This window comes from Alicyclobacillus fructus, assembly GCF_017329605.1.
In the GTDB taxonomy this organism is placed as follows: domain Bacteria; phylum Bacillota; class Bacilli; order Alicyclobacillales; family Alicyclobacillaceae; genus Alicyclobacillus; species Alicyclobacillus fructus.
In genome coordinates this window covers 1-24,113 of the sequence record NZ_JAFMTY010000021.1, presented here as the reverse complement: position 1 = coordinate 24,113, position 24,113 = coordinate 1, and the positions used below count along the sequence as shown (strand labels likewise).

Genomic DNA, 24,113 nt, shown 5'->3' with positions numbered 1-24,113 from the left:
CCGAAATCACGTGACCACATTGAGGATGGCCCTCGCGGGCGGGTTGTGGTTCAATGGAATCGGACTTCGACCCAAGACAAAGAGGTGAACCCGAACGCGCATGGAAGCCTGCCTGCATCCGACCCTCGTGGACGAGACCACCCTCGTATCCTATCTTGATCTCGCACGTGAAACCGGTTACCGTTACGTCGACGTCCCTTTTCACTGGCTCGAAGCCGAGGCGGAACGGCTCGGCGAAGCCGCCGTCGAAGCGCTGTTTGCGCGGCGCGGCCTTGTCTTGGCCAATCTCGGCCTTCCGCTCAATCTCTATGATTCCGAACCGGCATTTCTCCGGGAACTCTCCCTGTTGCCGGATCGCGCACGTCTGTGCGCAAGGCTTGGAGCGCGCAGCGTGACGGCGTTTTTGTGGCCCTCGATGGACGAAGAGCCGGTGCGCTACATTTCCCAGCTGGCGCGCCGCATTCGCCAGGTGGCCGTAGAGGTGATGCCGTTCGGGATGCGCGTGGGACTGGAATACGTCGGGCCGCATCACCTGCGCCATCGCAGGTATCCGTTCGTGCAGTCGCTCGCGGACCTGAAAACGTTTTGGGAAGCCATCGGGGCCCCGAATGTGGGCGCGCTCGTCGACAGCTATCATTGGTACACCGCCGGTGAGCAGGAGGATGATCTCGCCTCGCTTCCACCGGAAAAAATCGTGTACGTGCATATCAACGATACGCTGGATGCGCCGGAAGACGCGCACGACGCAAGACGCCTGCTACCAGGCGACGGCCGGATTCCGCTTGTGCCGTTTTTGCGCGGCTTGTATCGCGCCGGATATCGCGGGCCCGTGGCCGCCGAGGTGCTTCACGAGGCGCCGCTCGCGGGCACGGGAGAGGCGCGCGCCCGCCAGGTTCGGGAGCGCTTGGAACAATTTTTCGCGCTGGCGAAGGGGGACGTTTTGGATGGCTGAGATCGCGCTGCAAATGTACACGCTGCGCAAGCCGCTTGAGGACGATTTCGACGGGACGCTCCGCCGGGTGGCCGAAATCGGTTTCCGCCTGATCGAGCTCCATCACTACGGGCCGTACACGGCGCCGGAGCTACGGCGTCGGTTGGACGAACTGGGGCTCAGGGCCATTTCCGCTCACGTGCCGCTTGATCGGCTGGAGTCGGAAATCGAAAAGGTTGTGGACGAAGCGAAGGCACTTGGCCTCGAATACGTGGTGTGCCCTTGGCTGCCTGTGGAGCGGCGCGGCGACTATCCGGCGCTCGCCGACGTGCTCTCCCGCGCATCGGAACGGGTGCGGAGCGAAGGGCTCGGCTTCTCTTACCACAACCACGATTTTGAGTTCACGGCGTATGAGGATCAGACGGCGCTCGACTGGCTGCTTCAGCGCGTTGCTGACGCCGGGCTTGAGCTCGACGTGTATTGGGCGCATCATGCCGGGTTCGATCCCGTCGAAATCATCCGCCGCTACCGCGGCCGTCTCGATCTTCTGCACGCCAAGGACGCCACCCCCGGCGGGGACTTCGCGGCCGTGGGAACCGGCGTGCTGCGCTGGAGCGAAATCTTGCCGGCGGCCGCCGATGCAGGAGTGCGCTACGTGATCGTCGAACAGGACGTCTGCCCGGGCGATCCGTTCGAGGCCATCGCCACCTCGCTCCAATTCTTGCAGTCGCATCTCTGATGCGCGGAAAGGAGGCCTTTCCATGAAGTTGGGCATTTTTACGGTCCTTTTCAGCCAAATGCCATTCGAAGAGATGCTCGATCACGTCGCGGCGGCCGGCGTGGACGCCGTCGAGATCGGCACCGGCGGTTACCCCGGCAACGCGCACTGCGACCGGGAGACGCTCCTCGCCTCCGCCGAGAAGCGGTCCGCGTTTCTGAATGCCATCACGTCGCGCGGACTCGAGATCTCGGCACTCTCCTGCCACAACAACCCGCTCCATCCGAACGCGGAGATCCGCCACAAGGCCGATCAGGAACTCCGCGAGACCATTCGGCTGGCGGCGGAACTCGGCGTCCGGACGGTGGTCACGTTCTCCGGGTGTCCGGGAGAATCGGAACGCTCGGAAAACCCGGTTTGGGTCACCTGCCCTTGGCCCGAGGAGTATTCGCGCGTGCTCGAATGGCAGTGGAAAGAAAAGGTCATCCCGTATTGGGCGGAGATGAACCAATTCGCGGCTCAACATGGCGTGCGGATTGCCATCGAGGCGCATCCTGGGTTTGTGGTGTACAACGGAGAGACGATGATCCGTTTGCGCGAGGCATGCGGTGAGCAGCTGGGCATCAACTTCGATCCGAGCCACATGTTCTGGCAGGGAATCGATCCCGTCGAGGCGGTGCACGCGCTTGCGGCGCACGGATGTATCTTTCACGTGCACGCGAAAGACACCGGATTCAACAAACACAATGTGGCGCGCGACGGCGTGCTCGACACGAAGCCGTACCGAGAAGAGCTTAGCCGGGCGTGGATCTTCCGCACCGTCGGCTACGGGCACGATCAACAGACCTGGGCCGATCTGTTGAGCGCCCTGCAGATGAACGGCTACGACGGCGTGATTTCCATCGAGCATGAGGACAGCCTCATGTCGATCGAGGAAGGGTTTCAAAAGGCAGTCGCGTTCCTGCGGCCGCTCGTGATTCGTGAAAAACTGCAGCAGATGTGGTGGGCATAAGGGGAGGACATGGAAGTGGCAGATCAGATTCGCGTGGGTATCGTGGGCGCGGGCGGGATCGCCCAGCAGGTGCACATTCCAAACTATAAAAAGTGCGGCGAACAGGTGGAGATTGTGGCCATCTGCGACGTGGCGGTCGATCGCGCTGAAGAGGCGGCGCGCAAGTGGGGCATCCCGCATTTCTTCAAGACCGTCGACGAGATGTTGGAGAACGTGCAGCTCGACGCCGTGAGCGTCTGCACGCCGAACAAGTTCCACAGGGACGCCACGATCAAGGCGCTCCAGGCAGGGTGTCACGTGCTCTGTGAGAAACCTCCGGCCATGACGGTGGAAGAGGCTCAGGAGATGGCGGATGCCGCAGCGAAGAGCGGGAAACACCTGTCGTACGGGTTTCATTACCGGCACACGAGCGAGGTCGACTGCTTGAAGCGGTTTATCGACGCGGGCGAGCTGGGCGAGATTTACGCGGGAACGGCCATCGCCGTTCGGCGCCGCGGCATTCCGGGCTGGGGTGTGTTTACGAATAAGGAGTTGCAAGGCGGCGGCCCGCTCATCGATATCGGTTGCCACATGCTCGATACGGCGCTGTACCTGATGGGGTACCCCGAACCGACGATGGTGTGGGGCGCCACGTACCAGAAGATCGGCACGCGCAAGGGTGTGGGGCTCCTCGGCGATTGGGATTGGGAGCATTTCACCGTGGAAGACATGGCGCGCGGCATGATCCAGTTTGCGAACGGCGCGACGCTCGTGATTGAGTCGGCCTTCGCGGCGAATGTGAAGGACCGCGACGTGATGAACGTGAAGCTGATGGGCGATCTCGGCGGCGCCAACGTGTTCCCGCTCGAACTGTACCAGGAGAAGCACGGCGCGCTCATCGACGTGACGCCGGCGTACCTGCCGGAGATCTCCCCCTATGAGCGGGAGATCCGCCGCTTTGTCGACGCCTGTCTGACGGGCCAGCCCCCCCTGTCGACGGCGGAGCAGGGTGTCAAGTTGCAGCGCATCTTGAACGGCCTGTACGAGTCCGCCGAGCGGGGCGAGCCCGTGAGGCTGTAGGTCGAAACGGGGAGGCATCGAAATGCCGAAACGGTCGATTCGAATCGGCATGGTGGGCTATCAGTTTATGGGCAAGGCCCACAGTCATGCGTATCGCGATCTCGCGTTCTTCTTCGGCGATCTGCCGGTTGAGCCGGTGCTGCAAGCCATTGCGGGGCGCAGTGAGGAACCCCTGCGGCGAGCGGCTGAGGCGTACGGCTTCTCTTCGTATGAGACGGACTGGCGTCGATTGGTGGAGCGCGACGACATCGACGTGATCGACATTGTGACGCCGAACAACGCCCACGCCGAGATCGCCATTGCCGCGGCCGAACACGGCAAACATGTGATCTGCGAGAAGCCGCTCGCGATGACCGTGGACGAGGCGGTCCGAATGCGAAGCGCGGTGCAGGCGGCCGGGGTCCACCATCTCGTCTGCCACAACTATCGGTATGCGCCGGCTGTGCAGTTTGCCAAGCGGCTGATCGACGAGGGGCGCCTGGGGCGGATTTATCACGTGCGGGCGCAGTACCTGCAGGACTGGATTATGGATCCCGACTTTCCGCTCGTGTGGCGGCTGCGCAGAGACGTGACGGGATCGGGCGCGCTCGGCGATATCGCGGCGCACATTCTCGATCTCGCCCGGTTTCTCGTCGGCGAGATTCGCGATGTGGCGGCTTGCATGGAGACGTTCATCAAGGAGCGCCCGCTCGGCGAGATGGCGGGCGGCCTGGAGGCCAGGGCGTCTGGCGGCACGGGGCGCGTGGACGTCGACGATGCGGTCGCGTTTCTCGCGCACTTTGAAAACGGCGCGATGGGCGTGTTTGAGGCGACGCGTTTTGCGGGCGGCCATCGAAACGGCAATCAGATCGAGATCAACGGCGAGAAGGGATCCCTTCGCTGGAACCTCGAGGACATGAACTGGCTCGAGGTGTACTTCCACGGCGATGAGCCGGGACTGCAAGGTTTCCGGCGGATCAACTGCACGGAAGCCGTTCATCCCTATGCGGAGCGGTACTGGCCCGCGGGGCACATCATCGGCTATGAACACACGTTCTTGAACCTGTTCGGCGCGTTCTTCAAAGGTTTGGTGGACGACCAGCCGGTCAAGCCGGACTTCGAGGACGGGGTGCGCAACCAATGTGTGCTCGAGGCGGTGGAGAAGGCGGCGGCCTCGAGATCGTGGGAGACGGTGGAATACCGCTGAGCGCACGGCCTTGCGCCAACTTACAAAGTTGCAGTACAATGTGAGCAAGCGAATAGGAACCTTCGGGGCAGGGTGAAATTCCCGACCGGCGGTGATGGCCTTGTGCCTAAGCCCGCGACTCGCCAGAGGTCTGGCGACTGATTTGGTGAAAATCCAAAGCCGACGGTGAAAGTCCGGATGGGAGAAGGTTCACGGTGACCGCAGCGTGCTGCGGCGTGCGGTCGCGGCTTCGGCCGTGGCGGATCGCCGCAGGCAGTGGACTGTTGTGGAAAAAGCCCCGAGGGATGGTGTTCCTCGGGGCTTTTTCCGCTTTGCGACACCGTTTCTCCACTCGCTCCCAGGGTTCCTCCGACGAAAAGAAAGAAAACGGAGGGACGCCCGGTGAAGTCGATGCATGCGAAACGCGAGGCGGGCCGGGGATCGCTTTGGCTCATCTCTTGCGGCGCCGCCTTGTGGGGCCTGGATGCGCTTTTCATCCTCGCGCTTCAGCACTGGTTCACATCCATCCAGATTGTGTGTTTTGAACACGTACTGCTCGCGCTGTATGCTATTCCCGTTTTGATCCGCAGGCGCAGGGAATGGATGAGGCTTGGCCTGATGGATTGGCTCGCCGTGTTGTTTGTGGCGTGGGGCGGCTCGGCCGTGGCCTCCATCCTGTTTAACGTGGGGCTCTCTATCGGCATCCGGTCCGACGCCGTCAACGAGGTGTTGCTGTTGCAGAAGCTTCAGCCGATCTTCGCCATTTTCTTGGCGGCCGTCGTCCTGGGTGAGCGCGTGCGGGCCTCGTATTGGCCGTGGTTTGCCGTGGCCCTCATCGGTGGGTACGTGTTGACGTTTGGGTGGACCTGGCCGTCGTTTGCTCAGAATTTGAGCGCATGGGCGGGCGTGTGTGCGTTGGGAGCCGCGTTTCTGTGGGGCGGTTCGACGGTCATGGGCAAGCGCGTGATGCGCAAGGTCTCGTTTCCAACCATGACTGCCCTGCGCTTTGGCGCGGCGTTGCCGCTTCTGATGGCGCTCACGCTCCTGAATCACCCAAACTGGGCGCGCGTGGCGGACGGGCTTCATCACGGGGCCGTGATCGGCAACCTGGTGTATCAGACGGTTGTGCCGAGCCTCCTCAGTCTGCTCGTCTATTACCGCGGATTGGGCGGCGTCAAGGCTTCGTACGCGACCTTGGCAGAACTCGCCTTCCCGGCCACAGGCCTTGCCGTGAACGCGCTGTTCCTGCATCAGACGGTTCATTTGGCGCAGTGGATCGGATTTGCGCTCGTGTGGAGCGCGGTGTACGCGCTCTCTCGGCTGGCGGATGGCGCGGACGCGAGTGCGGATCGCGTGCGGCAGGCTTCGGCCGGCACGGCGGCCTGAAGCGGCTCGCTTTCGCGCGAGGCCCGTCCGACGGTCAAGACCGGGCTTGCGCAATCAACAGAAGGGCGGCGGTTCTCCCCGCGAGGAGAGCCGCCGCCAGCTATTACAAGAGCCCCTTCTTCCAATGCCACTTGTCTGTGATTTCCTCGCCTCGGTGCACGATGGCGCGCGACACATGCGAGATCTTGTGCCATGCCGCTGAACCCAGCGCTTTCGAATACCGGCCGTGATCGCCCGCGAGACTCACGAAGCTCATGAAGAGAAGTGCAAAGCTCAGGCTGATGGCCGTGATGGCGCGTTGGCGCACATACCGCTTGGCGGGCGCCGTTTGCGCGTCTGGGGTGTGCCGAACGGGAAACGCGATGATCTTTGCCGTTCTGCGGGGCCGACCCCGCCCTTCAGCGCGATGGTCATCCTCTTCCTTCGGCTGAAACATGGTCAGCAACTCGCGGAACTCCGCGACGTCGCGCCGGCACGCCGGGCAGGTGGCGAGGTGGCGTTCAAACCGCTTCTTCACGAGCTCGTCTTGAAGCTCATTCAACGCGTAATCGACGCAATAGGAGCAGATGGACGGGTTGTCCAAATGGTTCTCACCCTCTTGACGGAATCCATACCCCATCGTTTTTCAGTAAACCACGATCCAGCGCGGTTGAGAAGCCCTTATTTTTGTCGCGCAGCATGAGAGACGGGCACAAGGCCACACAGGTTCGCCGACGCGCCGCCGATCAACGTGTCCACTCTGCGAAAGCCAAAAGATGAGAAACGACTGGGCGGGCAGCGCGTTCTCAAGGGGTCGCGCACCTTTCCTTCAGCAAGCATTCGGAGTAGAGTGAAACTGGCAACGGTATTCAAGGGGAGGGCGCGTATGGCAACCATCGTTTCCACGAAACCGCTCAGCGAAGCACAAAAGGGCAAGTTGGCCCGTTTTGGCGAGATCGCCTGCCCTCCGGAAGGCGAGCGGTTCTCGCAAGCTGAGCTCTTCTCCGCGCTTCACGACGCCGTCGGCCTCATCACGTTTGGGACGCGCGTCGACGAGACTTTGCTCGAGCAAGCGCCCCAGCTCAAGGTGGCGTCCACAGCGTCCGTCGGCTATGATCATTTCGATCTCGCGGCCATGCGCCGGCGCCGGATTCTCGGGACTCACACGCCGCACGTGCTTGACGACACGGTGGCCGATCTCGGCATGGCCCTCATGCTCGCCGTTGCGCGCCGGATCGTCGAATTGGACGGCTACGTCCGCAAGGGCGCGTGGAAAAAGGGCGATGAAGAGGTCCTGTACGGCGTCGATGTCCACCACCGGACGCTGGGCATCGTGGGCATGGGCCGTATCGGGCGGGCGCTCGCGAAGCGGGCAAAGTTCGGATTCTCCATGAACATCCTGTACCACGCGCGATCGCGCCACGATGACGTGGAGCAGGCGTTTGGCGCCCGGTACGCCGACTTGCCGGAACTCCTTCAGAATGCGGATTTCGTGGTGCTGCTGACCCCACTCACGCCGGAGACGGAAAATCTCATGAACCGGGATAGGTTCAGGTTGATGAAACCTGGCTCGATTTTCATCAACCTTTCCCGCGGAAAGACGGTGGATGAGGACGCGTTGGTTCAGGCCCTGCGTGAAGGTTGGATTCGAGGCGCGGGGCTCGACGTGTACCGACAGGAGCCCATTCCGGCCGATCACCCGCTTCTCTCGCTCTCCAACGTGGTGTGCGTGCCGCACATCGGCTCGGCGACGCAGGCGACGAGAACCGCGATGCTCGATCTCGCCATCGACAACCTGATCGCCGCGTTGGAGGGGAGGCCGAAGGACGCGTACATCGTGCCTGAACTCAGGGATCTCGTGGAGGAGGGATGAACATGTGGCCTGTGAAATTCAAACCGGTCGCCATGGAGCGCATCTGGGGCGGCGACGAGCTGAAGTCGATGTTTGGCGTGACGACGGATCGACCGATAGGAGAATATTGGGTGATCTCGGCACACCCAAACGGCATGAGCGTCGTGGACGGCGGTCCGCTCGCCGGCAAGAGCCTGCAGGAGCTGGTCGAGACGTATCCGGACGCGTATCTCGGCAAGCATTCTCCGCAACCGCGCTTTCCGCTCCTCGTGAAGTTCATCGAAGCCCACGACGATCTATCGGTGCAGGTTCACCCGGACGACGCCTACGCCGAAGCGCACGAGGGGGATGCGGGCAAGACGGAGGCGTGGTACGTGCTCGACGCGCCTGAGGACGGGCGGGTGATCCTCGGCCACTCGTTCCCGGACCGGGACACCTATCTGCGAGCCGTCCGCGAGGGCCGCGTCCGCGAGTATCTGACGTATCGCCCGATTCGCAAGGGCGATCTCGTCTTTGTTCCCTCGCGCACATTGCACGCGCTGCTTCGGGGCACCAAGGTATTGGAGATTCAGCAGACGTCCGACGTGACCTACCGCGTGTACGATTGGGACCGCGTCGATTCGAACGGCAAGCCGCGGGAGCTTCACATCGAGAAGGCCGCGGACGTGATCGCCTACGGAACAGAACCGCCCGTGCCGGAGCCCGTCACGATGGCGGACGAGCCGGGATTCCAGTGGAGACGCTTGGTTTCTTGCCCTTACTTCACCATCGATCTCGTCCGCGTGAACGAGCGCTCTGCCGAGATGGAAGTCGGCGTGCGCGGCAATCCGGACTGCGCCATCGTGGTGGCAGGCGCGGGGCAGCTCCGCTGTGTGGCGGAAGGCGAGGAGGTACGCCTGTCCGTCAAGGCGGGGGATGCGCTCGTCATCCCGGCGGACGTGCCTCGGTACGCATGGGAGACGGACGGCGAGCTCACCGTCGTGCGGGCGTTTTATGGCTCGTCTGGGCCGTAACGAACTCGCTCGTACGCGCGGACCAGTGCCGGATCGTCCGGATGGAGAAGGGCGCCAGGAAGCGCATCGGTGAACGAGCGCACCGTCTCGCCGCGGGCGAGGGTATGTCCCGCGCGGTGCCACGCGCGCAGGCGCTGTTGCATGCGAACGCGCACAGGATGGGTGGTCGGGGCGAGCCGGAATTCGTCTTCGAGCCGCCGCTGGACAATCGCCGGGCGGATGTGCGGCTCGGTTGACGCCGCCGGCGATGCGACGAGCCTTCGCGTCATCAGAGCGAGAGCGACGAGAATGGCGACAGCAGCGACAGCGGAAATCAGCACGACCGGGAGACCGGCATGGGGAGGTGCGGCGTGCTCGGACATCCTGACCCCCCCAGGTGGGTGATTCGGCGTGTGCCCCTTGTTGCGAAATGCGCCCGGATGGAGGAAGCGCGGCAGAAACGCGATGACCGGCGTCGCGACGGCGATCAGGCCGGCGGTGTAGAGCGCGTAACGCGCGATGGCTTGCATCACTTCTACAGGCAGGTCGCGAAAGGCGACGGCGAGTCCGAGCGCGGCAAGCCATGCGCGCCGGGCGCGCGAGCCGTAGGTCAGCCGATGCGCCGCGCGCGCCGTCGTGGCGGCGAGGACGATGATCGCGCATGGGTACATGGTCGCCGCCGCTTGGCCGAGGCTATTCGGCGACGACAAGGGGCGAACGAAGGCCAAGTAGGCCACCGTAGCCAGCAACACGGCGGCCGTGGCGACGCGGACGTGGACCTGGCTCGCGAGCGCGATGTCCCCGTACGTGAGGAACGGTGCCGACATGGCGGCCACGAGCGCGGAGCCCGCGAGCCCCGCGGCGAGCCACGCGGGTCGATGCAGCGGCCCGAAGACGGCCACGCTACACGCCGCCCCAGCCGCCGCGCCGAGGATCAGGGCCACCGCGGGTGTCCGCCGCGCCGACCATGCCACAACGGCGCCTGCGGCCCAGGTGCAGAGCGTGAGCAGCGCGAGATCGCCGATCCCGCCCGCACGACTCCAGAACACGCTGGTCACCATCCATGCGGCCGTCATGCCGACCGCGAGGCTCATCCAGGCGCGAAACGCGGCCGGGGCGTCGCCAAGGCGCATGTACGATGGCCGGCCCGATCTCGCGCGTTCATCTTCCGGTCGCGGCATGTGGCGTCCCCTCCGTTTCCTCCCTGCGCTCACCCTCTGAAGGGCTGTTGGGACAAATCCAGAAGGCGCGGATGCCAAGGCGATCCAGCCGACTGGCCGCTTCCGGATCGTCCCAGGGGGTCAAAATCACCCAGTGATCCAGGGCCCTGTGCGATCGCGCCAACGCGGTGATGAGTGTGCCGAGATCGCAAGTCGCGATGGGTTTCGCATGCGCGAGCAAGGACGCGACGCCTTGCGCATTCAGCCATCGGATGACCGAGCGCTCGCGGTGGCCGCACGCCGCGTTGGTCGCAAAACAAACGGGTTCACCGCGCCGGGTGAGCCACTCCGCCGCGGCGAGCGCCTCTTCGCAAAGCGCATCGAACGTTTCGGCGTCCACAGCGGCCATCCAGTGCGGGCGGGCCGACTGGGCGTTCAGAACGACGGCCCACCGCGGCATTTCGGTGGAGAAAAACTCTTTGACCATCAACGTTCCGAGTCTGGCCGTCGCGCGCCAATGGATGTGGCGGACGGGATCGCCGTACGCGTATCGGCGCACGCCGCGCAGCGCCGTCTCGTCGGGGAACAGCCTCGACTCGCGCACCATGGCGCCTTCGAGCGAGGCCTCGAGGGAGCGGGCCATTCGCCGGCGCTTGGGGCGAACGCCGAGCGAGGCCCTGACTTGGAGCGGCAAGAAGATCTCCACCAGGCCGAGACCCTCTCTCAGGGCGATATGGCCCTGAATCGAGGTGACGGCGCCGCGACGCCATCCGTACACCGTGAAGTCGACGTCGGCCTGGCGGCGCGGAAGAACCGCAAGTGCCGCGCGGCCGCGGCGAATCGGCGCATCGGGCCGAAACGACAGCTCCTCTGGCAGCCGGATTTCGATGGCGACGAGCGGCAAGGGCATCCACGAGCGGTTGATCACCGTCACCCGGAGCGTGGCTTCTTCAAGCGGCCACATCTCCAGGCGCGAGATGCTGAGCCAGCCCTCGACTCGGCCGTTCGTCGCCTTTGAAAACGCGGGCGGCCAGAGCCACAGCGCGGCCAGCATCAGCAAGGGCAGCCAGAGCCAGGTCATGGCGGGCTCACTTCGCGCTCGTGGGGAACCGGCGTTCCGGCGAGAATGGCCTGGAGCAAGTCGTCCCGATCCGCGCGATCCGCCCACGCGATGTCGAAGACGAGCCGATGCCTCATCACGGGAAGGAACGCTTCCTGGACGTCGTCCGGCGTGACAAAGTGCCTGCCTGAGACGAGCGCTAGCGCTTGGGCCAAGCGGACGAGCCACACGGCCGATCTGGGGCTGGCGCCTAGCGCGATTTGATCGTGCTCCCGCGTCCGCCGCGCGAGCGACACCGCGTAGTGCAACACCTCGTCGTGGACAAAGATCTGCCGGGCCAACTGCTGCAGGCGCAGCACCTGCTCCGCGTCGACCACCGCGTCGGGTGCGCTGTCGCGGTCCGCCTCGGACAGGACGCGCCGAACCATGTCGACTTCCTGCGACTCCGGCAGGTAGCCGAGGGCGACCTGGACGAGAAACCGATCGAGCTCAGCCTCAGGGAGGGGAAAGACGCCCTGGGATTCGACGGGGTTGGCTGTCGCGAGCACCAAGAACGGTTTCGGGAGCGGCTTGACTTCGCCGTCCACGGTCACCGCCTGCTCGGCCATCGCCTGCAGGAGCGCCGATTGCGTCCGGGGCGTGGCCCGGTTGATCTCGTCAAACAACAACACCTGTGTGAAAATGGGACCGGGATGAAACCGGAACGCCTCTTCGCGCGGATGGTACACGGTCGTGCCGATGACGTCGGACGGCAGCAGATCCGGTGTGCCCTGCACGCGGGCAAACGACAGCCCGAGCGCGGCGGCGAGCGAGGAGGCGAGCCTCGTCTTGCCGGTGCCGGGCACGTCCTCGAGAAGCGCGTGGCCGCCCGCCAGGCATGTCGCGAGGAGGATCTTCACGGCGCGTTCGTGTCCTACGACGCGGCGGCAGACTGCGGCGATGACGGCGTCGATCCGCGGCTTTTCCTGCGCCACGGTGTCCGCTGACACCCTCTCGGACATCTGTGTCCCTCCCCTTCTTCAAGCCCGAATCTGACATGCGATCCGCTTTACTGAAAAAACCATCCGTGACTGAACAAGCCTGCCCCCATGGCTCCCACGGCCGCGAAGGCCACAAGCGCGATCCAGAACAAGAACGACGTCGGCTGTCGCACAAAGCGCCGCGCGATGCCGCCCGTTGCCGGATACACGATGGAGGCGAAGCGGAGCGTGCTTTGCAGCGGGTTGTGAGGCATGTTGGCGCACATGTCGATGACGGCCGTGAGCCACATCCAGAGCCCGCTTTCCAGACTATCCATCATTCTGCCATCCTGCGGCGCCAAAAGAAAGCGATCCCGCCCGATGGCGATGCCGCCCTGCACGCACAGGAGCCCGATCACGAACACCGTGAGCACGCCGACGGACGTGAACGCGCCCTGCGCGATGGCGTCGCCCACATTGACAAACGGCCATGTCCAGTGGCGGTGCCAACTGCTTTCGGCGGCGAAGATGGCGAACGGCGTGCCGAATCGTTCCCACATGTAGAGGGCGTAGGCGGCCGGCGTGACGCAAAAGCACGCTACGAAGACGAGCGCCGCGCCGAAGCGGCGCAGGCGCGCAAGCCTGAGTGCAAACAGGACGGCGAATGCGCCGAGATCGTGAAAGGATGGGGCGAGGAACGCTCCGAAGCATGCCGCGGCCAGGCGGCGACGGTCATTCGGCCGCTGAAGCCCCCAAAGGATGAGGAGAAACGCGGTCAACGTGTAGGTCTCCGTGTACAGGGAGCTGAAAAAGATGGCGCAAGGGCCCGCGGCGAGGAGGAGCGCGGCAGGGAACCCGGCGCCTTCGCGCTCCTCTTCGGCGATGGCGTAGGCCAGGACGAGATCGAGCGCGAACAGGAGGTTCGTGAGCACCCATGCGCCGCCGATGCCCAGCGCGTGGATGATGATGGGGAGGCCGGGCAAAAAGGCGGCCGCCTTGTCGAACGGGACAAACGGGACGGAGTTGCCCGTCGGGATAAAGGTGCGCTGGATGTCGGGCGGAAACACGTACCCATAGCGAGCGATGTCCACAAACCACTGGCTATCCCACTGGACGAAGTTGTCAAGCCACGAGCCTGTGATGGCGAGCCTAGCCGGCGCGTTGCCGATGGGGCCCAGGACACCCACCAGGATGATAAGCCAATGCACGGCCCAAGCGGACAGCGCGTGGCGCAGCGGTTGAAAGCGGAGGAGGCGCTGTTGAACGTTCAATGAAACTTCGCTCCCGTCTGTCGGTTGAGCGCGCGAAGTTTTGCGCGGGAATTCCGACTGTGGTATACATAGAAATCGGAAAAGGATCGGGTTTGTCCTACCCGTCTATTCATTCTCTGACACCAGGCCGGAATTCCTGCTTGGGATCCCCGGGTGTCCCAAGGCGCCCCAAGCGGGCGCTCCGTCATGCCCAGTGCGCGTGGAAGAGGGGTTCACAATGGCGAACGAACAACCTGGATCAGTGCAGACGTTCTGGCATCAATTTTCAGGGCCGAATTTGGCCTATCTGCTCGAGCAATATGAGCAGTACCTCGCGGATCCCAACGCCGTGCCGGAGGACGTGCGCAGCCTGTTTGCGCAATATGGCGATCCGGCTCAGGCCGTATCTGCTTCACCGATAGAGAGACAACCGGTGTTCGCACCTCAGGTTTCCGCGCCGTCGCCTCGTTCCCTCGAGGCAGCAGCGAAGGCCCATCGGCTTGCGCAAGCCATCCGCGCCTGCGGTCATCTCGCGGCGGATACCGACCCGCTCTTTGCTCCTGAAGGTTCTCCCGAATTGGAAGCGTCGACCTACGGTCTCGTGGAAGCCGATCTCGCCCAATTGCCCGCCTCGGTGGTGGGAGGTCCCATCGCGCAGACCGCTCCGAGCGCGCTTGCCGCGATTGAGGCGCTGAGGAAGGCGTATTGCGGCGATCTCGGCTTCGAATTTGCGCATCTTTCGAGCCGCGAAGAGCGGGAGTGGTTCGAGGATCAGATTGAGAACCGCCGCTTTCATCAGCCGCTCACCCTCGAGGAGACGAAGGCGCTTTACGAACTGTTGGCTCGCGCACAGCTGTTTGAGCGGTTCATGCACAAGCGCTTCGTCGGGCAGAAGCGGTTCTCCGTGGAGGGTGTCGACGCGCTCGTTCCCATGGTGGATGCGCTTGCGAAGATGGCGGTGGACGCGGGATTCGAGAACGTGTTCATCGGTATGGCACACCGGGGCCGCCTCAACGTGCTCGCCCACGTGTTGAAGAAGCCGTACGAGCGCATTTTCGCCGAGTTCCACGCGGGCAACGGCATGGCCTCCGACGAGGAACTCGCGGAATACATGCTCGGATGGGGCGGCGATGTGAAGTATCACATGGGTTGGACGCGCGTCTTCGAGGCGCCGAGCGGCCGCAAGGCTCGCTACGTGCTGTCCAACAACCCGAGCCACCTCGAGTTCGTCGATCCGGTGGTCGAGGGCATGACGCGCGCGGCCCAGGATGATCGCACGCGCCCGGGTCAACCCATCCAGGACGTGCACAAGGCCTTCCCCATCCTGATCCACGGCGACGCGGCGTTCACGGGCGAGGGCGTGGTGGCCGAAACCCTCAACTTCTCGAAGATCCCCGGCTACTACACGGGGGGCACGGTGCACATCATCGCCAACAACCACCTCGGCTTCACCGCCGATCCGGAGCAGGGCCGGTCGACGCGCTACGCGAGCGACATCGCCAAGGGCTACGACCTGCCGGTGATCCACGTGTCGGCGGATCGGCCTGAGGCTTGTCTGCGCGCGATTCGCCTCGCCTTTTTGTACCGCGAGGCCTTCCAGAAAGACATCGTGATCGATCTCGTCGGCTATCGCCGCTGGGGCCACAACGAGTCGGACGATCCCGCCATGACCCAGCCGGTGATGTACGCGAAGATCTCGTCTCACCCGACGGTCATGGAGATCTACGCCAACGAGCTCGTCGCGCGGGGCGCGTTCACGGCAGAGGATCTCCAGAAGATCGATCAGGCGATTGACGAGGAACTGATGCAGGCCTACAAGAAGTACCCGGAGATTCATACGCCGGCCGCCGTGACCGACTTCTCGGAGCCCACGGAGGACGCCGAACCGGTTCAGCTCGACGAGTTGAAGGAGATCAACCGCGCGCTTCTGGAGACGCCCCCGGACTTCACGGTCTATCCGAAGCTCAAGCGCATCCTCGAGCGGCGCCGCGATGCCCTCGACGGCGGGGACATCGACTGGGCGCACGCCGAAGCCCTGGCGTTTGGGACCATTCTGCGATCCGGCACGCCCATCCGCATGTCCGGCCAGGACTCGGAGCGCGGGACGTTTGGCCAGCGCCACCTCGTGTTGCACGACGCGAACACCAATGCGCGCTACGCGCCGCTGCAGCATCTCCCGGGGGCGAAGGCGAGCTTTGTGGTGTACAACAGCCCGCTCTCGGAGACGGCCGTGATCGGATTTGAATACGGCTATTCGGTGGAGGCCAAGGACACGCTGGTCCTCTGGGAGGCCCAGTACGGCGACTTTGCGAACGTCGGTCAGCCGCTGTTTGACAACTTCATCGTAGCCGCGAGATCGAAGTGGGGCGAAACGTCTGGACTCGTGTTGCTTCTGCCGCACGGCTTTGAAGGGCAGGCGCACGAGCACTCGAGCGGCCGCGTGGAGCGATTCCTGCAACTCGCTGCGCGCAACAACATCGTGGTGGCGAATGTGACGACATCGGCTCAGTATTTCCACCTGCTGCGGCGGCAGGCGGCGCGGCTTCGCAATCCGCGTCCGCTGGTCATCATGACGCCGAAGAGCCTGTTGCGCAATCCGCTCGCGGCCTCGAAACCGGAAGATCTCACCAACGGTCGCTTCCAGCCGGTGCTCCACTTCGCGAAGTCGGGCGAGAGCGCGAAGGCCGTCCGCCGGTTGATTCTCTCGAGCGGCAAAGTGGGGGTCGATCTCGCCGCGGAGATGGCGAAGCGGGGCGACGAGGCGTGCGCGCACGTCGCGGCCGCGCGGATCGAGCAACTCTATCCGTTCCCGGCCGATCGCGTCAGGGACGTGATCGCGTCGTACCCGAACCTCCAAGAGCTGGTTTGGCTGCAGGAGGAGCCGGAAAATCAAGGGCCGTGGAACTTCGTGCGGCCGCGGTTGCAGGAACTTCTTCCGGCGTCGGTGAAACTCCGTTATATTGGACGGCCGGAGCAGGCCTTTGTGGCGGAAGGTTCGCCAGACGTGCACAATCGCGTGCAGGCTGAAATTTTGGCGCAGGCGTTGGCAAACGATATCCACTAAGGGCGCATGCCGAATACGGGGAGGAAGCCATCGTGGCAGAGGTCAAGGTTCCATCGCTAGGCGAATCGATTGTGGAAGCGACGATTGGTCAATGGCTCAAGCGCGAGGGGGATGCGGTCGAGTCGGGCGAGGCCATCGCGGAGCTGGAGACGGACAAGGTGAACGTGGAGGTCATCGCGGAGGAGTCAGGCGTCTTGACGCAGATTCTGAAGCAGGTCGGCGACACCGTGGCCATCGGCGATGTCATCGCCGTCATTGCGGAAGGTCAGGCGCCGTCTGCGCCCGCTGAGCAGCCGGCTCCGGCCGCGCAGGCGCAGGAGACGAAGCCGTCCGCGCCTTCCGCGGGGAGCGCGCCACAGGCGCCGGTTGCTGCGCCGGCGGCTTCGGCGCAGCAGGTCTCGGTTCCAGGAGAACTGTTGGTGCGCCCGACGCCGTCCTTGCGCCGCGCCGCGGCGGCCCAGGGCATCGATCTGCGGCAGGTTCAGGCTGGCGCGCTGGGCCTCGGCGCCCAACCTTCGGCGCCTGTTGCCCCCGACAAGCCATCGGCAGCGGCCTCTCAGCCGACGGCACAGCCCGCGTTGCGCCCGGACGAGGAGCGCATCCGCATGTCGCGGCGGCGCGCGACCATCGCCAAGCGCCTGGTGGAAGCTCAGCACACCGCGGCCATGCTTACCACCTTCAATGAGGTGGACATGAGCCGCGTCATCGAGATCCGCAAGCGGCGCAAGGACGCGTTCCGCGAGAAGTACGGCGTGGGCCTGGGCTACATGTCGTTCTTCACCAAGGCGGTCGTGGGTGCGCTGAAGCAGTTCCCGCTCTTGAACGCCGAGATTCAGGGCGAGGACATGATTGTGAAGCACCACTACGACATCGGCATCGCGGTCGCGACGGAGGGCGGCCTCGTGGTGCCGGTGGTTCGGAACGCGGATCGCCTGACGTTCGCCGAGATCGAACAGCAGATTGCCGATCTCGCCGCGCGCGCCCGGGCCAACAAATTGTCGCTCGAGGAGTTGCAGGGCGGGACCTTTACCATCACGAACGGAGGCACGTTCGGGTCGCTGTTCTCCACCCCCATCCTGAACGCGCCCCAGGTCGGCATCCTCGGCATGCACAACATCGTGGAGCGGCCGGTGGCTGTGAACGGGCAAGTGGAGATCCGCCCGATGATGTACATTGCACTGTCGTACGATCATCGCATCGTCGACGGCGCGGAAGCCGTCAGCTTCTTGGTGACGGTGAAGCGGCTGATTGAAGATCCGGAGTCGCTGTTGCTCGAAGGTTGAGATGGCTTTGGGGATGGCGGGGGCGGCGTGGGCCGCACCCCGCCATTTCCATGAATCGGCGCTCTGCGAATTCGCGAATCGAGCGCCGATGATTTATACTCTATAAGGGTTGTCGAAAGTCGTTGAAGGATGCGGAAACCGCTTGATTTCGGCGTCGACACGGGATTCGGACGGCGCCGGACTCGGACAGTTTGGCTTGCGCGGCGCTTCTCGTGCGCCCGCATCTGTATAAGGATGGGATCGACATGGACGGAAAGACGAGATCGGATGTCGCCCTGATTGGCGGCGGCATCATGAGTGCCACGCTGGGAACGCTGTTTCGGCAGCTCGCGCCGGACTGGAGCATCACGGTCTTCGAACGGCTGGACGAGGTCGCCGTGGAAAGTTCGAATGAATGGAACAACGCGGGCACCGGCCACTCGGCGCTCTGCGAGCTGAACTATACGGTCGAAAGGCCGGATGGAAGCATTGACATTTCGAAGGCGATTCAGGTCAACGAGCAATTCCTGGTTTCCCGCCAGTTTTGGTCGTTTCTCGTTCGGGAAGGCATCATCCAAAATCCGAGAGACTTCATTGTCCCGGTGCCGCACATGAGCTTCGTTCAAGGTGAGACGAACGTGGCCTTCTTGAGGAAGCGGCATCAACTGCTGTCGGAGCACCCGCTCTTCCAAGGCATGGAGTATTCCGAGGATCCAGAGAAACTGAAGGAATGGATCCCCTTGATGATGAAAGATCGCAAGCTGGACCGGCCGATTGCCGCCACGTGGATCGCGTCCGGCACGGACGTGAACTTCGGCGCGCTGACGCGGATGCTGTTCCAGTATTTGCAGCGCGAAGGCGTCGAGGTTCAGTGCGGCAAAGAGGTTCAGGACGTGAAGCGGACGCGCGACGGCATGTGGCAGCTCCGCGTGCGCGACGTGAAGACGGGCGCGACGTACGAGCACCTCTCGAAGTTTGTGTTTGTGGGGGCGGGCGGCTGGAGCCTCCTTCTCCTGCAGAAGTCGGGCATCGATGAGGGCAAGGGCATCGGCGGATTTCCGGTGAGCGGGTTGTTCATGGTCTGCGAGAATCCGGAAATTGTGCGCCAACACAGGGCTAAGGTGTACGGCAAGGCGCCCGTGGGCGCACCGCCGATGTCCGTGCCGCACTTGGATTCTCGCGTCATCGGCGGGCGTGAGTACGTCCTGTTCGGCCCGTTTGCGGGATTTTCGCCGCGCTTTTTGAAGACGGGATCGATGCTCGACCTGTTCAAGTCGGTGAGGTTCCACAACCTGTCGACTCTGCTGGCCGCAGGCGCGAAGAACGCCTCGTTGACGCTGTACCTGATTCGGCAGCTCATGCTGACGAAGAAGCAGCGCATGGACGAGCTGCGCGAGTTCGTCCCGACCGCCCGGGACGAGGATTGGCGGTTGGTCGTGGCGGGCCAGCGCGTCCAGGTCATCAAGAGGCGGCCGCGCGGTGAGCTTCAGTTCGGCACGGAGGTCGTGAGCGCCAAGGACGGCTCCATCGCGGCCCTCTTGGGCGCGTCGCCCGGTGCGTCGGTCGTCGTCTCCATCATGCTGGAGGTCATCCGCAAGTGCTTCCCGGATCACCTGCCCGCATGGGAGGGAAAGATCCGCGAGATGATCCCGTCGTACGGCGTCACGTTGCGCGATCGACCCGATTTGATGCGTTCCATCCAGGCCGAGACGGCCGAAGTGCTTGGACTCCATCGCCTGGAGGCCAGGACGGACGCCTGATGCGCGCAGGAAGGGATGCGCCGGAACGCGGGGCGCGTCCTTCTTAACGACCCGTTGCGCGAGGGAGATGCGCGCGTTGTCTTGAAAATCAAGCGTCTGCTACACTAGGCGTATCCGGCCGACACGGCGAAGAGGAGGTCGCGCATGGAGTTTCAGCGGAGTGGTATCAGTCTGATTTACCGACTTGAGATTGCCAACAAAGGCAACACGTTTGCCAAAGTGGCGAGCCTGGTCGGAAACGCGGGCGGCGACATCGCTGCGGTCGACGTGATCCGCGTGACGCAGGACGTGGTGGTGCGAGACGTCACCATCAACGTGGCGAATCGGGATCACGGCCGCCAGATTGCCGAACTGCTGGACGCCGAACCCGGCATTCACGTGGTTGCGGTGTCCGACCGCACCTTCCTCGTTCACCTGGGCGGCAAGCTCGAGGTGGTGCCGAAGATCCAGGTGAAAAACCGCGAGGATTTGTCCCGCGTGTACACCCCGCACGTGGCTCGCGTCTGCGAGGCGATTCACGAAGATCCGTCGAAGGCGTTCCAGCTGACCATCAAGCGCAACACCGTCGCGGTGGTTTCGGACGGCACGGCGGTGTTGGGGCTCGGCGATATCGGCCCGTATGCGGCCATGCCGGTCATGGAAGGTAAGGCCATGCTGTTCAAACAGTTTGCGGGCGTCGACGCGTTTCCCATCTGCCTGGACACGAAGGATCCGGACGAGATCGTCGAGACGGTGAAGCGCATCGCGCCGGCGTTCGGCGGCATCAACCTGGAGGACATCTCGTCGCCAAGGTGCTTTTATATCGAAGAGCGACTGAAGCAGGAGCTCGACATTCCGGTCTTCCATGACGATCAGCACGGCACGGCCGTGGTCATGCTGGCTGGCTTGATGAATGCGGCCAAGCTGGTCGGAAAGAAGCTCGAGGATCTGAAGGTGGTCATTGTCGGCATCGGGGCCGCGGGCGTCGCATGCACGAAGATGCTATTATCGGCTGGCGTGAAGAACATCATCGGCGTGACGCTGGAGGGCATTCTGCACCGCGGCAAGCAGTACGACAACGAGATCTGGAACTGGTACAAGGAGCATACCAATCCGGACAACATCACGGGCACGCTCGACGATGCCATCGTGGGAGCGGACGTGTTCATCGGCGTGTCGGGGCCCGGCGTGCTGACCGTCGATCACATCAAGAAGATGGCGCCGGATCCGATCGTCTTCGCCATGGCGAATCCCACTCCGGAGATTGAGCCGGAGTTGGCGGCGCCGCATGTGCGCGTGTTGGCGACAGGGCGATCCGACTATCCCAACCAGATCAACAATCTGCTCTGCTTCCCGGGCATCTTCAAGGGTGCGCTGGCAGCCCGCGCGTCGACCATCAACGAGGAGATGAAGCTCGCCGCCGCACAGGCCATCGCGTCCATCATCCGGGAGAACGAACTGCGCGAGGACTACATTATTCCGTCTGTCTTTAACCAAGCGGTTGTTCAGCGAGTGGCGGACGCCGTGGCGGAGGCGGCCCGTCGGACGGGCGTCGCTCGCCGCGAAGTCATGCCGAAAGACAACTACTGATGCAAAGCTTCATGGAAAGTTCGTGTGGCGAGTGCGAATGCGCGAGCGGAGGCGTCAAAGCCCCGCTCGCGCTTGGTTTTTGGGCATGTTTCCCTGGCCGTGATCGTGCTAGAATCAAAGTGAATGTCGACGTTTCATGTGCGGGAGCCGAGAAGATGGACTTTCGAGAGGAGCTGGTATCGCGGTTCTTTCAGGCCCTGGGCAAGCCGTGCGCCTGGATGCCTTGGCCGATGCAGTTCGCCGATACGCCCGTCGGCGAGTCGGTGGAAGGGCCGAGCGGCGTCTTCTGCCTGCGGGTCCGGGACCATCTCGCCGTGGACGCGAGCGCCCTCGAGCCGGAAGAACGCGCATTTTTGCGCTGGGCGCTGTCCTCGATGAGGGAGACGGACGAGGCGGATCCCATCGCGCGCCTACGCGAGTGTTCCACGCGCGATCTCGTCGTAAGTATCGCAGGTGGGGCCCCTCAGGAGCCGCTCCGCCAAGCCGCGAGGACCGTTCCGGTGGTGTCCTATCCGGCCCATCTGATGGCCATCGAATGGTCTCCGCGCGTGGTGGATCCATCGGAGATCCGGGAGGGCGCCGAGATGGTCAAGCGGGTGGCGGAGGCCTACGTGGAGGTCGAGGCTTGGTGGAGCTGCCGGCAGGCGCCTGTTGTCATCGCTTCGATCAGCCGATCGGCGCTTCGCCACGCATGGTTGTCGCTTGGGCATGCGGAGATGGACGCGCGCGGGCTCACGGCCTTGGTGTCGCAGGTGGCGAGCGCCGTGCGGAGTGAGGCGCTGATCGACGCGCGCGTGGCTGTTTCAAGCGTGATTCGGCGCGCGGAGGACGCGGAGGCAGGGGTGGCGACGCTCGAACTCGCCCGGCGTGAGGCGTTGTGCAGAAACACGGACGCCGTTGTGTTTGGCGACGATCCCGTCCGCACAGCGCTGCACTGGCTTGACGAACCGACCCAGACCGCCTTCCTGCGCGCCGTGTCGGCGCTCTCGGAGACAGGACTCGATGCGTGGCCGGAAGGCTGGGGCGAGATCGCCGACGCGATGGTCCGCGCCAACCTGAACGTCAGTGAGGCGGCGCGATCGCTCTATATGCACCGCAACACCCTGCTCGCGCGCATCGAGAAGCTGCGGGAAACGTCGGGACTGGACGTGCGCCGCGGGCCGGAGGCGTTCGCCCTGTTGGCTGCGGACGCGCTCTTGAGAGGTCAATCTGCACTCGATTAGGCGCAGGACCTGTACAAGTTGCACATGGCCGCCGTGAAAGCGTTTTGATACGCTCGGATTGAGCATTCTGACAGGGAGTTGATAGCGTGGCTCGCGTGTTGCTCGAGCACATTTACAAGACGTATCCAGGGCAGTCGGAACCGACGGTGAAAGATTTCAATCTCGACATTCAGGACAAGGAATTCACCGTGTTCGTCGGCCCCTCCGGCTGCGGCAAGACGACGACGCTTCGCATGATCGCTGGACTCGAGGACATCACGGAAGGCAACCTGTACATCGGGGATCGGCTCGTGAACGACGTGCCGCCGAAGGATCGCGACATCGCGATGGTGTTTCAGAACTACGCACTCTATCCGCATATGACGGTGTATCAGAACATGGCGTTTGGCCTGAAGCTGCGCAAGGTGCCGAAGGCCGAGATCGACCGCCGGGTCCAAGAGGCGGCCAAGATCCTCGACATTGCGCACCTGCTCGACCGGAAGCCGAAGGCGCTGTCCGGCGGCCAGCGTCAGCGCGTGGCCTTGGGGCGCGCGATTGTGCGCGAACCGCAGGTGTTCCTGATGGATGAGCCGCTGTCCAACTTGGACGCGAAGTTGCGCGTGCAGATGCGCGCGGAGATCCGCAAATTGCATCAGCGCTTGCAAACCACCGTCATTTACGTTACACATGATCAGACGGAAGCCATGACGATGGGCGATCGCATCGTGGTCATGCGCGACGGCGTCATTCAACAGGCGGATACGCCGCAGGTGGTGTACTCGCAGCCGAAGAACATGTTTGTCGCCGGTTTCATCGGTTCTCCGGCGATGAACTTCATCCGCGGTGAAATCGTGCAGGATGGAGATGGGTTCTACTTCCGCGCGCCGTCCATCTCGCTGCGCTTGCCGGAGGGCCGCTACGGGGTGCTGAAGGCGTCTGGGGCTATCGGCAAGCCCGTCGTGCTGGGCGTGCGGCCGGAAGATCTGCACGACGAGGAAGTCTTCATGACGACGTATCCCGACTCCGTGTTGCAGATGCAGGTGGAAGTTGTCGAGCACATGGGCTCGGAAGTCTATCTGCACTGCAGCATCGGTCCGAACACCATCGTCGCGCGCGTGAACCCACGCCACGTCTACCACGTCGGAAGTTCGGTGAAGCTCGCCATTGATCTGAACAAGATTCACATTTTCGACGCGGAGACGGAGGAGTCCATCGGCTTCGCCGCAGGTCCTGCGGGTGAACGTCAAGAAGCTTTGGTCTGATGTCGAGGTGTTGGTGCCATGGTGGAGAAGGTTCTGACTGTCAACCTTCCTCAGGGGCTCGCGGCGCGACCGGCGGCGGAATTTGTGAAGCGAGCGTCCTCATTCTCCAGTCAGATTCGCATTGGCAAGAATGGTCACTTCGTCGACGCAAAGAGCGTCCTCGGCGTGATGTCGATGGCCATCGCCCGCGGGGAGACGGTGACCCTGCAGGCCGAGGGCAGTGACGCGGAGCGGGCAGTGGAGGCACTCGCGGAACTGCTGTCCCGGGACACGTTTGAATGACACACTGAGGATGGTCAAAGCCCGGCGCCACGCGGCGTCGGGCTTGAATCGTGTGAGGCGGCGAGGAGGAAATTTCGCCGCAATCCCGAATAGACCCTCATGTCGATTTTCGACGCCACGGGATCATGAAAATGGCGATGTTGCGCGCTACGATGGTGATAAGCAACCACCAGAGCTCGATCCCTCCAT

At 63.6% G+C, this 24,113-nt stretch carries 20 protein-coding genes and 1 riboswitch; of the genes, 15 read left to right on the top strand and 5 right to left on the bottom strand.

What is annotated here, in order from left to right:
* Positions 1 to 100 precede the first annotated feature (100 nt).
* The 6 genes from J3481_RS11065 (at position 101) to J3481_RS11040 (ending at position 6,271) form a co-directional block, all read left to right on the top strand.
* Positions 101 to 952, top strand: coding sequence for a sugar phosphate isomerase/epimerase family protein (locus tag J3481_RS11065; RefSeq protein ID WP_206832236.1), 852 nt, complete (start codon positions 101 to 103; stop codon positions 950 to 952).
* The gene (locus tag J3481_RS11060; protein WP_206832237.1) at positions 945 to 1,670 is read left to right on the top strand and encodes a sugar phosphate isomerase/epimerase family protein; all 726 of its coding nucleotides are present in this window, start codon (positions 945 to 947) and stop codon (positions 1,668 to 1,670) included. The genes J3481_RS11065 and J3481_RS11060 overlap by 8 nt, the downstream gene beginning before the upstream one ends.
* Positions 1,671 to 1,692: 22 nt before the next feature.
* Positions 1,693 to 2,661 (top strand): sugar phosphate isomerase/epimerase family protein, encoded by a 969-nt coding sequence (locus J3481_RS11055; protein ID WP_206832238.1) that lies wholly within the window; start codon positions 1,693 to 1,695, stop codon positions 2,659 to 2,661.
* Positions 2,662 to 2,676: 15 nt separating this feature from the next.
* On the top strand, positions 2,677 to 3,720 hold the full coding sequence (locus tag J3481_RS11050; protein WP_206832239.1) for a Gfo/Idh/MocA family protein: 1,044 nt from the start codon (positions 2,677 to 2,679) through the stop codon (positions 3,718 to 3,720).
* Positions 3,721 to 3,742: 22 nt separating this feature from the next.
* Positions 3,743 to 4,906: a Gfo/Idh/MocA family protein gene (locus J3481_RS11045; RefSeq protein ID WP_206832240.1), complete on the top strand. Its 1,164-nt coding sequence runs from the start codon at positions 3,743 to 3,745 to the stop codon at positions 4,904 to 4,906.
* 54 nt (positions 4,907 to 4,960) lie between these two features.
* A riboswitch (FMN riboswitch) is annotated at positions 4,961 to 5,099 on the top strand.
* Between the two features lie 197 nt (positions 5,100 to 5,296).
* Positions 5,297 to 6,271: a DMT family transporter gene (locus J3481_RS11040; protein ID WP_206832253.1), complete on the top strand. Its 975-nt coding sequence runs from the start codon at positions 5,297 to 5,299 to the stop codon at positions 6,269 to 6,271.
* A 103-nt stretch (positions 6,272 to 6,374) separates the two neighbouring features.
* On the opposite strand, the gene J3481_RS11035 is transcribed toward J3481_RS11040, so the two are convergent.
* Positions 6,375 to 6,854, bottom strand: a complete 480-nt coding sequence (locus tag J3481_RS11035) for an anti-sigma factor family protein (protein WP_236011582.1) — start codon at positions 6,852 to 6,854, stop codon at positions 6,375 to 6,377.
* Between the two features lie 282 nt (positions 6,855 to 7,136).
* Between J3481_RS11035 and J3481_RS11030 the strand changes: the two genes are divergently transcribed.
* Positions 7,137 to 8,123, top strand: a complete 987-nt coding sequence (locus tag J3481_RS11030) for a 2-hydroxyacid dehydrogenase (protein WP_206832242.1) — start codon at positions 7,137 to 7,139, stop codon at positions 8,121 to 8,123.
* Positions 8,124 to 8,125: 2 nt separating this feature from the next.
* Positions 8,126 to 9,115, top strand: a complete 990-nt coding sequence (locus tag J3481_RS11025; RefSeq protein WP_206832243.1) for a type I phosphomannose isomerase catalytic subunit — start codon at positions 8,126 to 8,128, stop codon at positions 9,113 to 9,115.
* Here the strand turns inward: J3481_RS11025 and J3481_RS11020 are convergent.
* The 4 genes from J3481_RS11020 to J3481_RS11005 are packed head-to-tail and all read right to left on the bottom strand — an operon-like array spanning position 9,094 to position 13,544.
* Positions 9,094 to 10,275, bottom strand: a complete 1,182-nt coding sequence (locus J3481_RS11020; protein ID WP_236011581.1) for a hypothetical protein — start codon at positions 10,273 to 10,275, stop codon at positions 9,094 to 9,096. The genes J3481_RS11025 and J3481_RS11020 overlap by 22 nt on opposite strands.
* Positions 10,256 to 11,335 carry a DUF58 domain-containing protein gene (locus tag J3481_RS11015; protein ID WP_206832244.1) on the bottom strand — a complete coding sequence of 360 codons (1,080 nt, stop codon included), beginning with the start codon at positions 11,333 to 11,335 and terminating at the stop codon, positions 10,256 to 10,258. Before J3481_RS11015 ends, J3481_RS11020 begins: the two co-directional genes overlap by 20 nt.
* Positions 11,332 to 12,315, bottom strand: coding sequence for an AAA family ATPase (locus J3481_RS11010; protein ID WP_206832245.1), 984 nt, complete (start codon positions 12,313 to 12,315; stop codon positions 11,332 to 11,334). The genes J3481_RS11015 and J3481_RS11010 overlap by 4 nt, the downstream gene beginning before the upstream one ends.
* Positions 12,316 to 12,362: 47 nt before the next feature.
* Complete coding sequence (locus tag J3481_RS11005; protein WP_236011580.1) at positions 12,363 to 13,544, bottom strand: mannosyltransferase family protein; 1,182 nt, start codon at positions 13,542 to 13,544, stop codon at positions 12,363 to 12,365.
* A 217-nt stretch (positions 13,545 to 13,761) separates the two neighbouring features.
* Here J3481_RS11005 and J3481_RS11000 point away from each other — a divergent pair, with 217 nt between their 5' ends.
* From J3481_RS11000 to J3481_RS10970, 7 genes are all read left to right on the top strand, one after another.
* Positions 13,762 to 16,587, top strand: a complete 2,826-nt coding sequence (locus tag J3481_RS11000) for a 2-oxoglutarate dehydrogenase E1 component (protein WP_206832246.1) — start codon at positions 13,762 to 13,764, stop codon at positions 16,585 to 16,587.
* Between the two features lie 32 nt (positions 16,588 to 16,619).
* Entirely contained in the window at positions 16,620 to 17,870 is a 1,251-nt protein-coding gene (odhB, locus tag J3481_RS10995; RefSeq protein ID WP_206832247.1) for a 2-oxoglutarate dehydrogenase complex dihydrolipoyllysine-residue succinyltransferase, read from the top strand.
* 245 nt (positions 17,871 to 18,115) lie between these two features.
* A complete protein-coding gene (gene mqo / locus J3481_RS10990) occupies positions 18,116 to 19,609 on the top strand; it encodes a malate dehydrogenase (quinone) (RefSeq protein WP_206832248.1) in 1,494 nt (497 codons plus the stop codon).
* Positions 19,610 to 19,753: 144 nt separating this feature from the next.
* Positions 19,754 to 21,178 (top strand): NAD-dependent malic enzyme, encoded by a 1,425-nt coding sequence (locus J3481_RS10985; RefSeq protein ID WP_236011579.1) that lies wholly within the window; start codon positions 19,754 to 19,756, stop codon positions 21,176 to 21,178.
* Between the two features lie 155 nt (positions 21,179 to 21,333).
* Positions 21,334 to 22,401 carry a helix-turn-helix domain-containing protein gene (locus J3481_RS10980; protein ID WP_236011578.1) on the top strand — a complete coding sequence of 356 codons (1,068 nt, stop codon included), beginning with the start codon at positions 21,334 to 21,336 and terminating at the stop codon, positions 22,399 to 22,401.
* 86 nt (positions 22,402 to 22,487) lie between these two features.
* Positions 22,488 to 23,642 carry an ABC transporter ATP-binding protein gene (locus J3481_RS10975; RefSeq protein ID WP_206832249.1) on the top strand — a complete coding sequence of 385 codons (1,155 nt, stop codon included), beginning with the start codon at positions 22,488 to 22,490 and terminating at the stop codon, positions 23,640 to 23,642.
* Positions 23,643 to 23,660: 18 nt separating this feature from the next.
* Positions 23,661 to 23,924 carry an HPr family phosphocarrier protein gene (locus tag J3481_RS10970; RefSeq protein ID WP_206832250.1) on the top strand — a complete coding sequence of 88 codons (264 nt, stop codon included), beginning with the start codon at positions 23,661 to 23,663 and terminating at the stop codon, positions 23,922 to 23,924.
* Positions 23,925 to 24,113 lie beyond the last annotated feature (189 nt).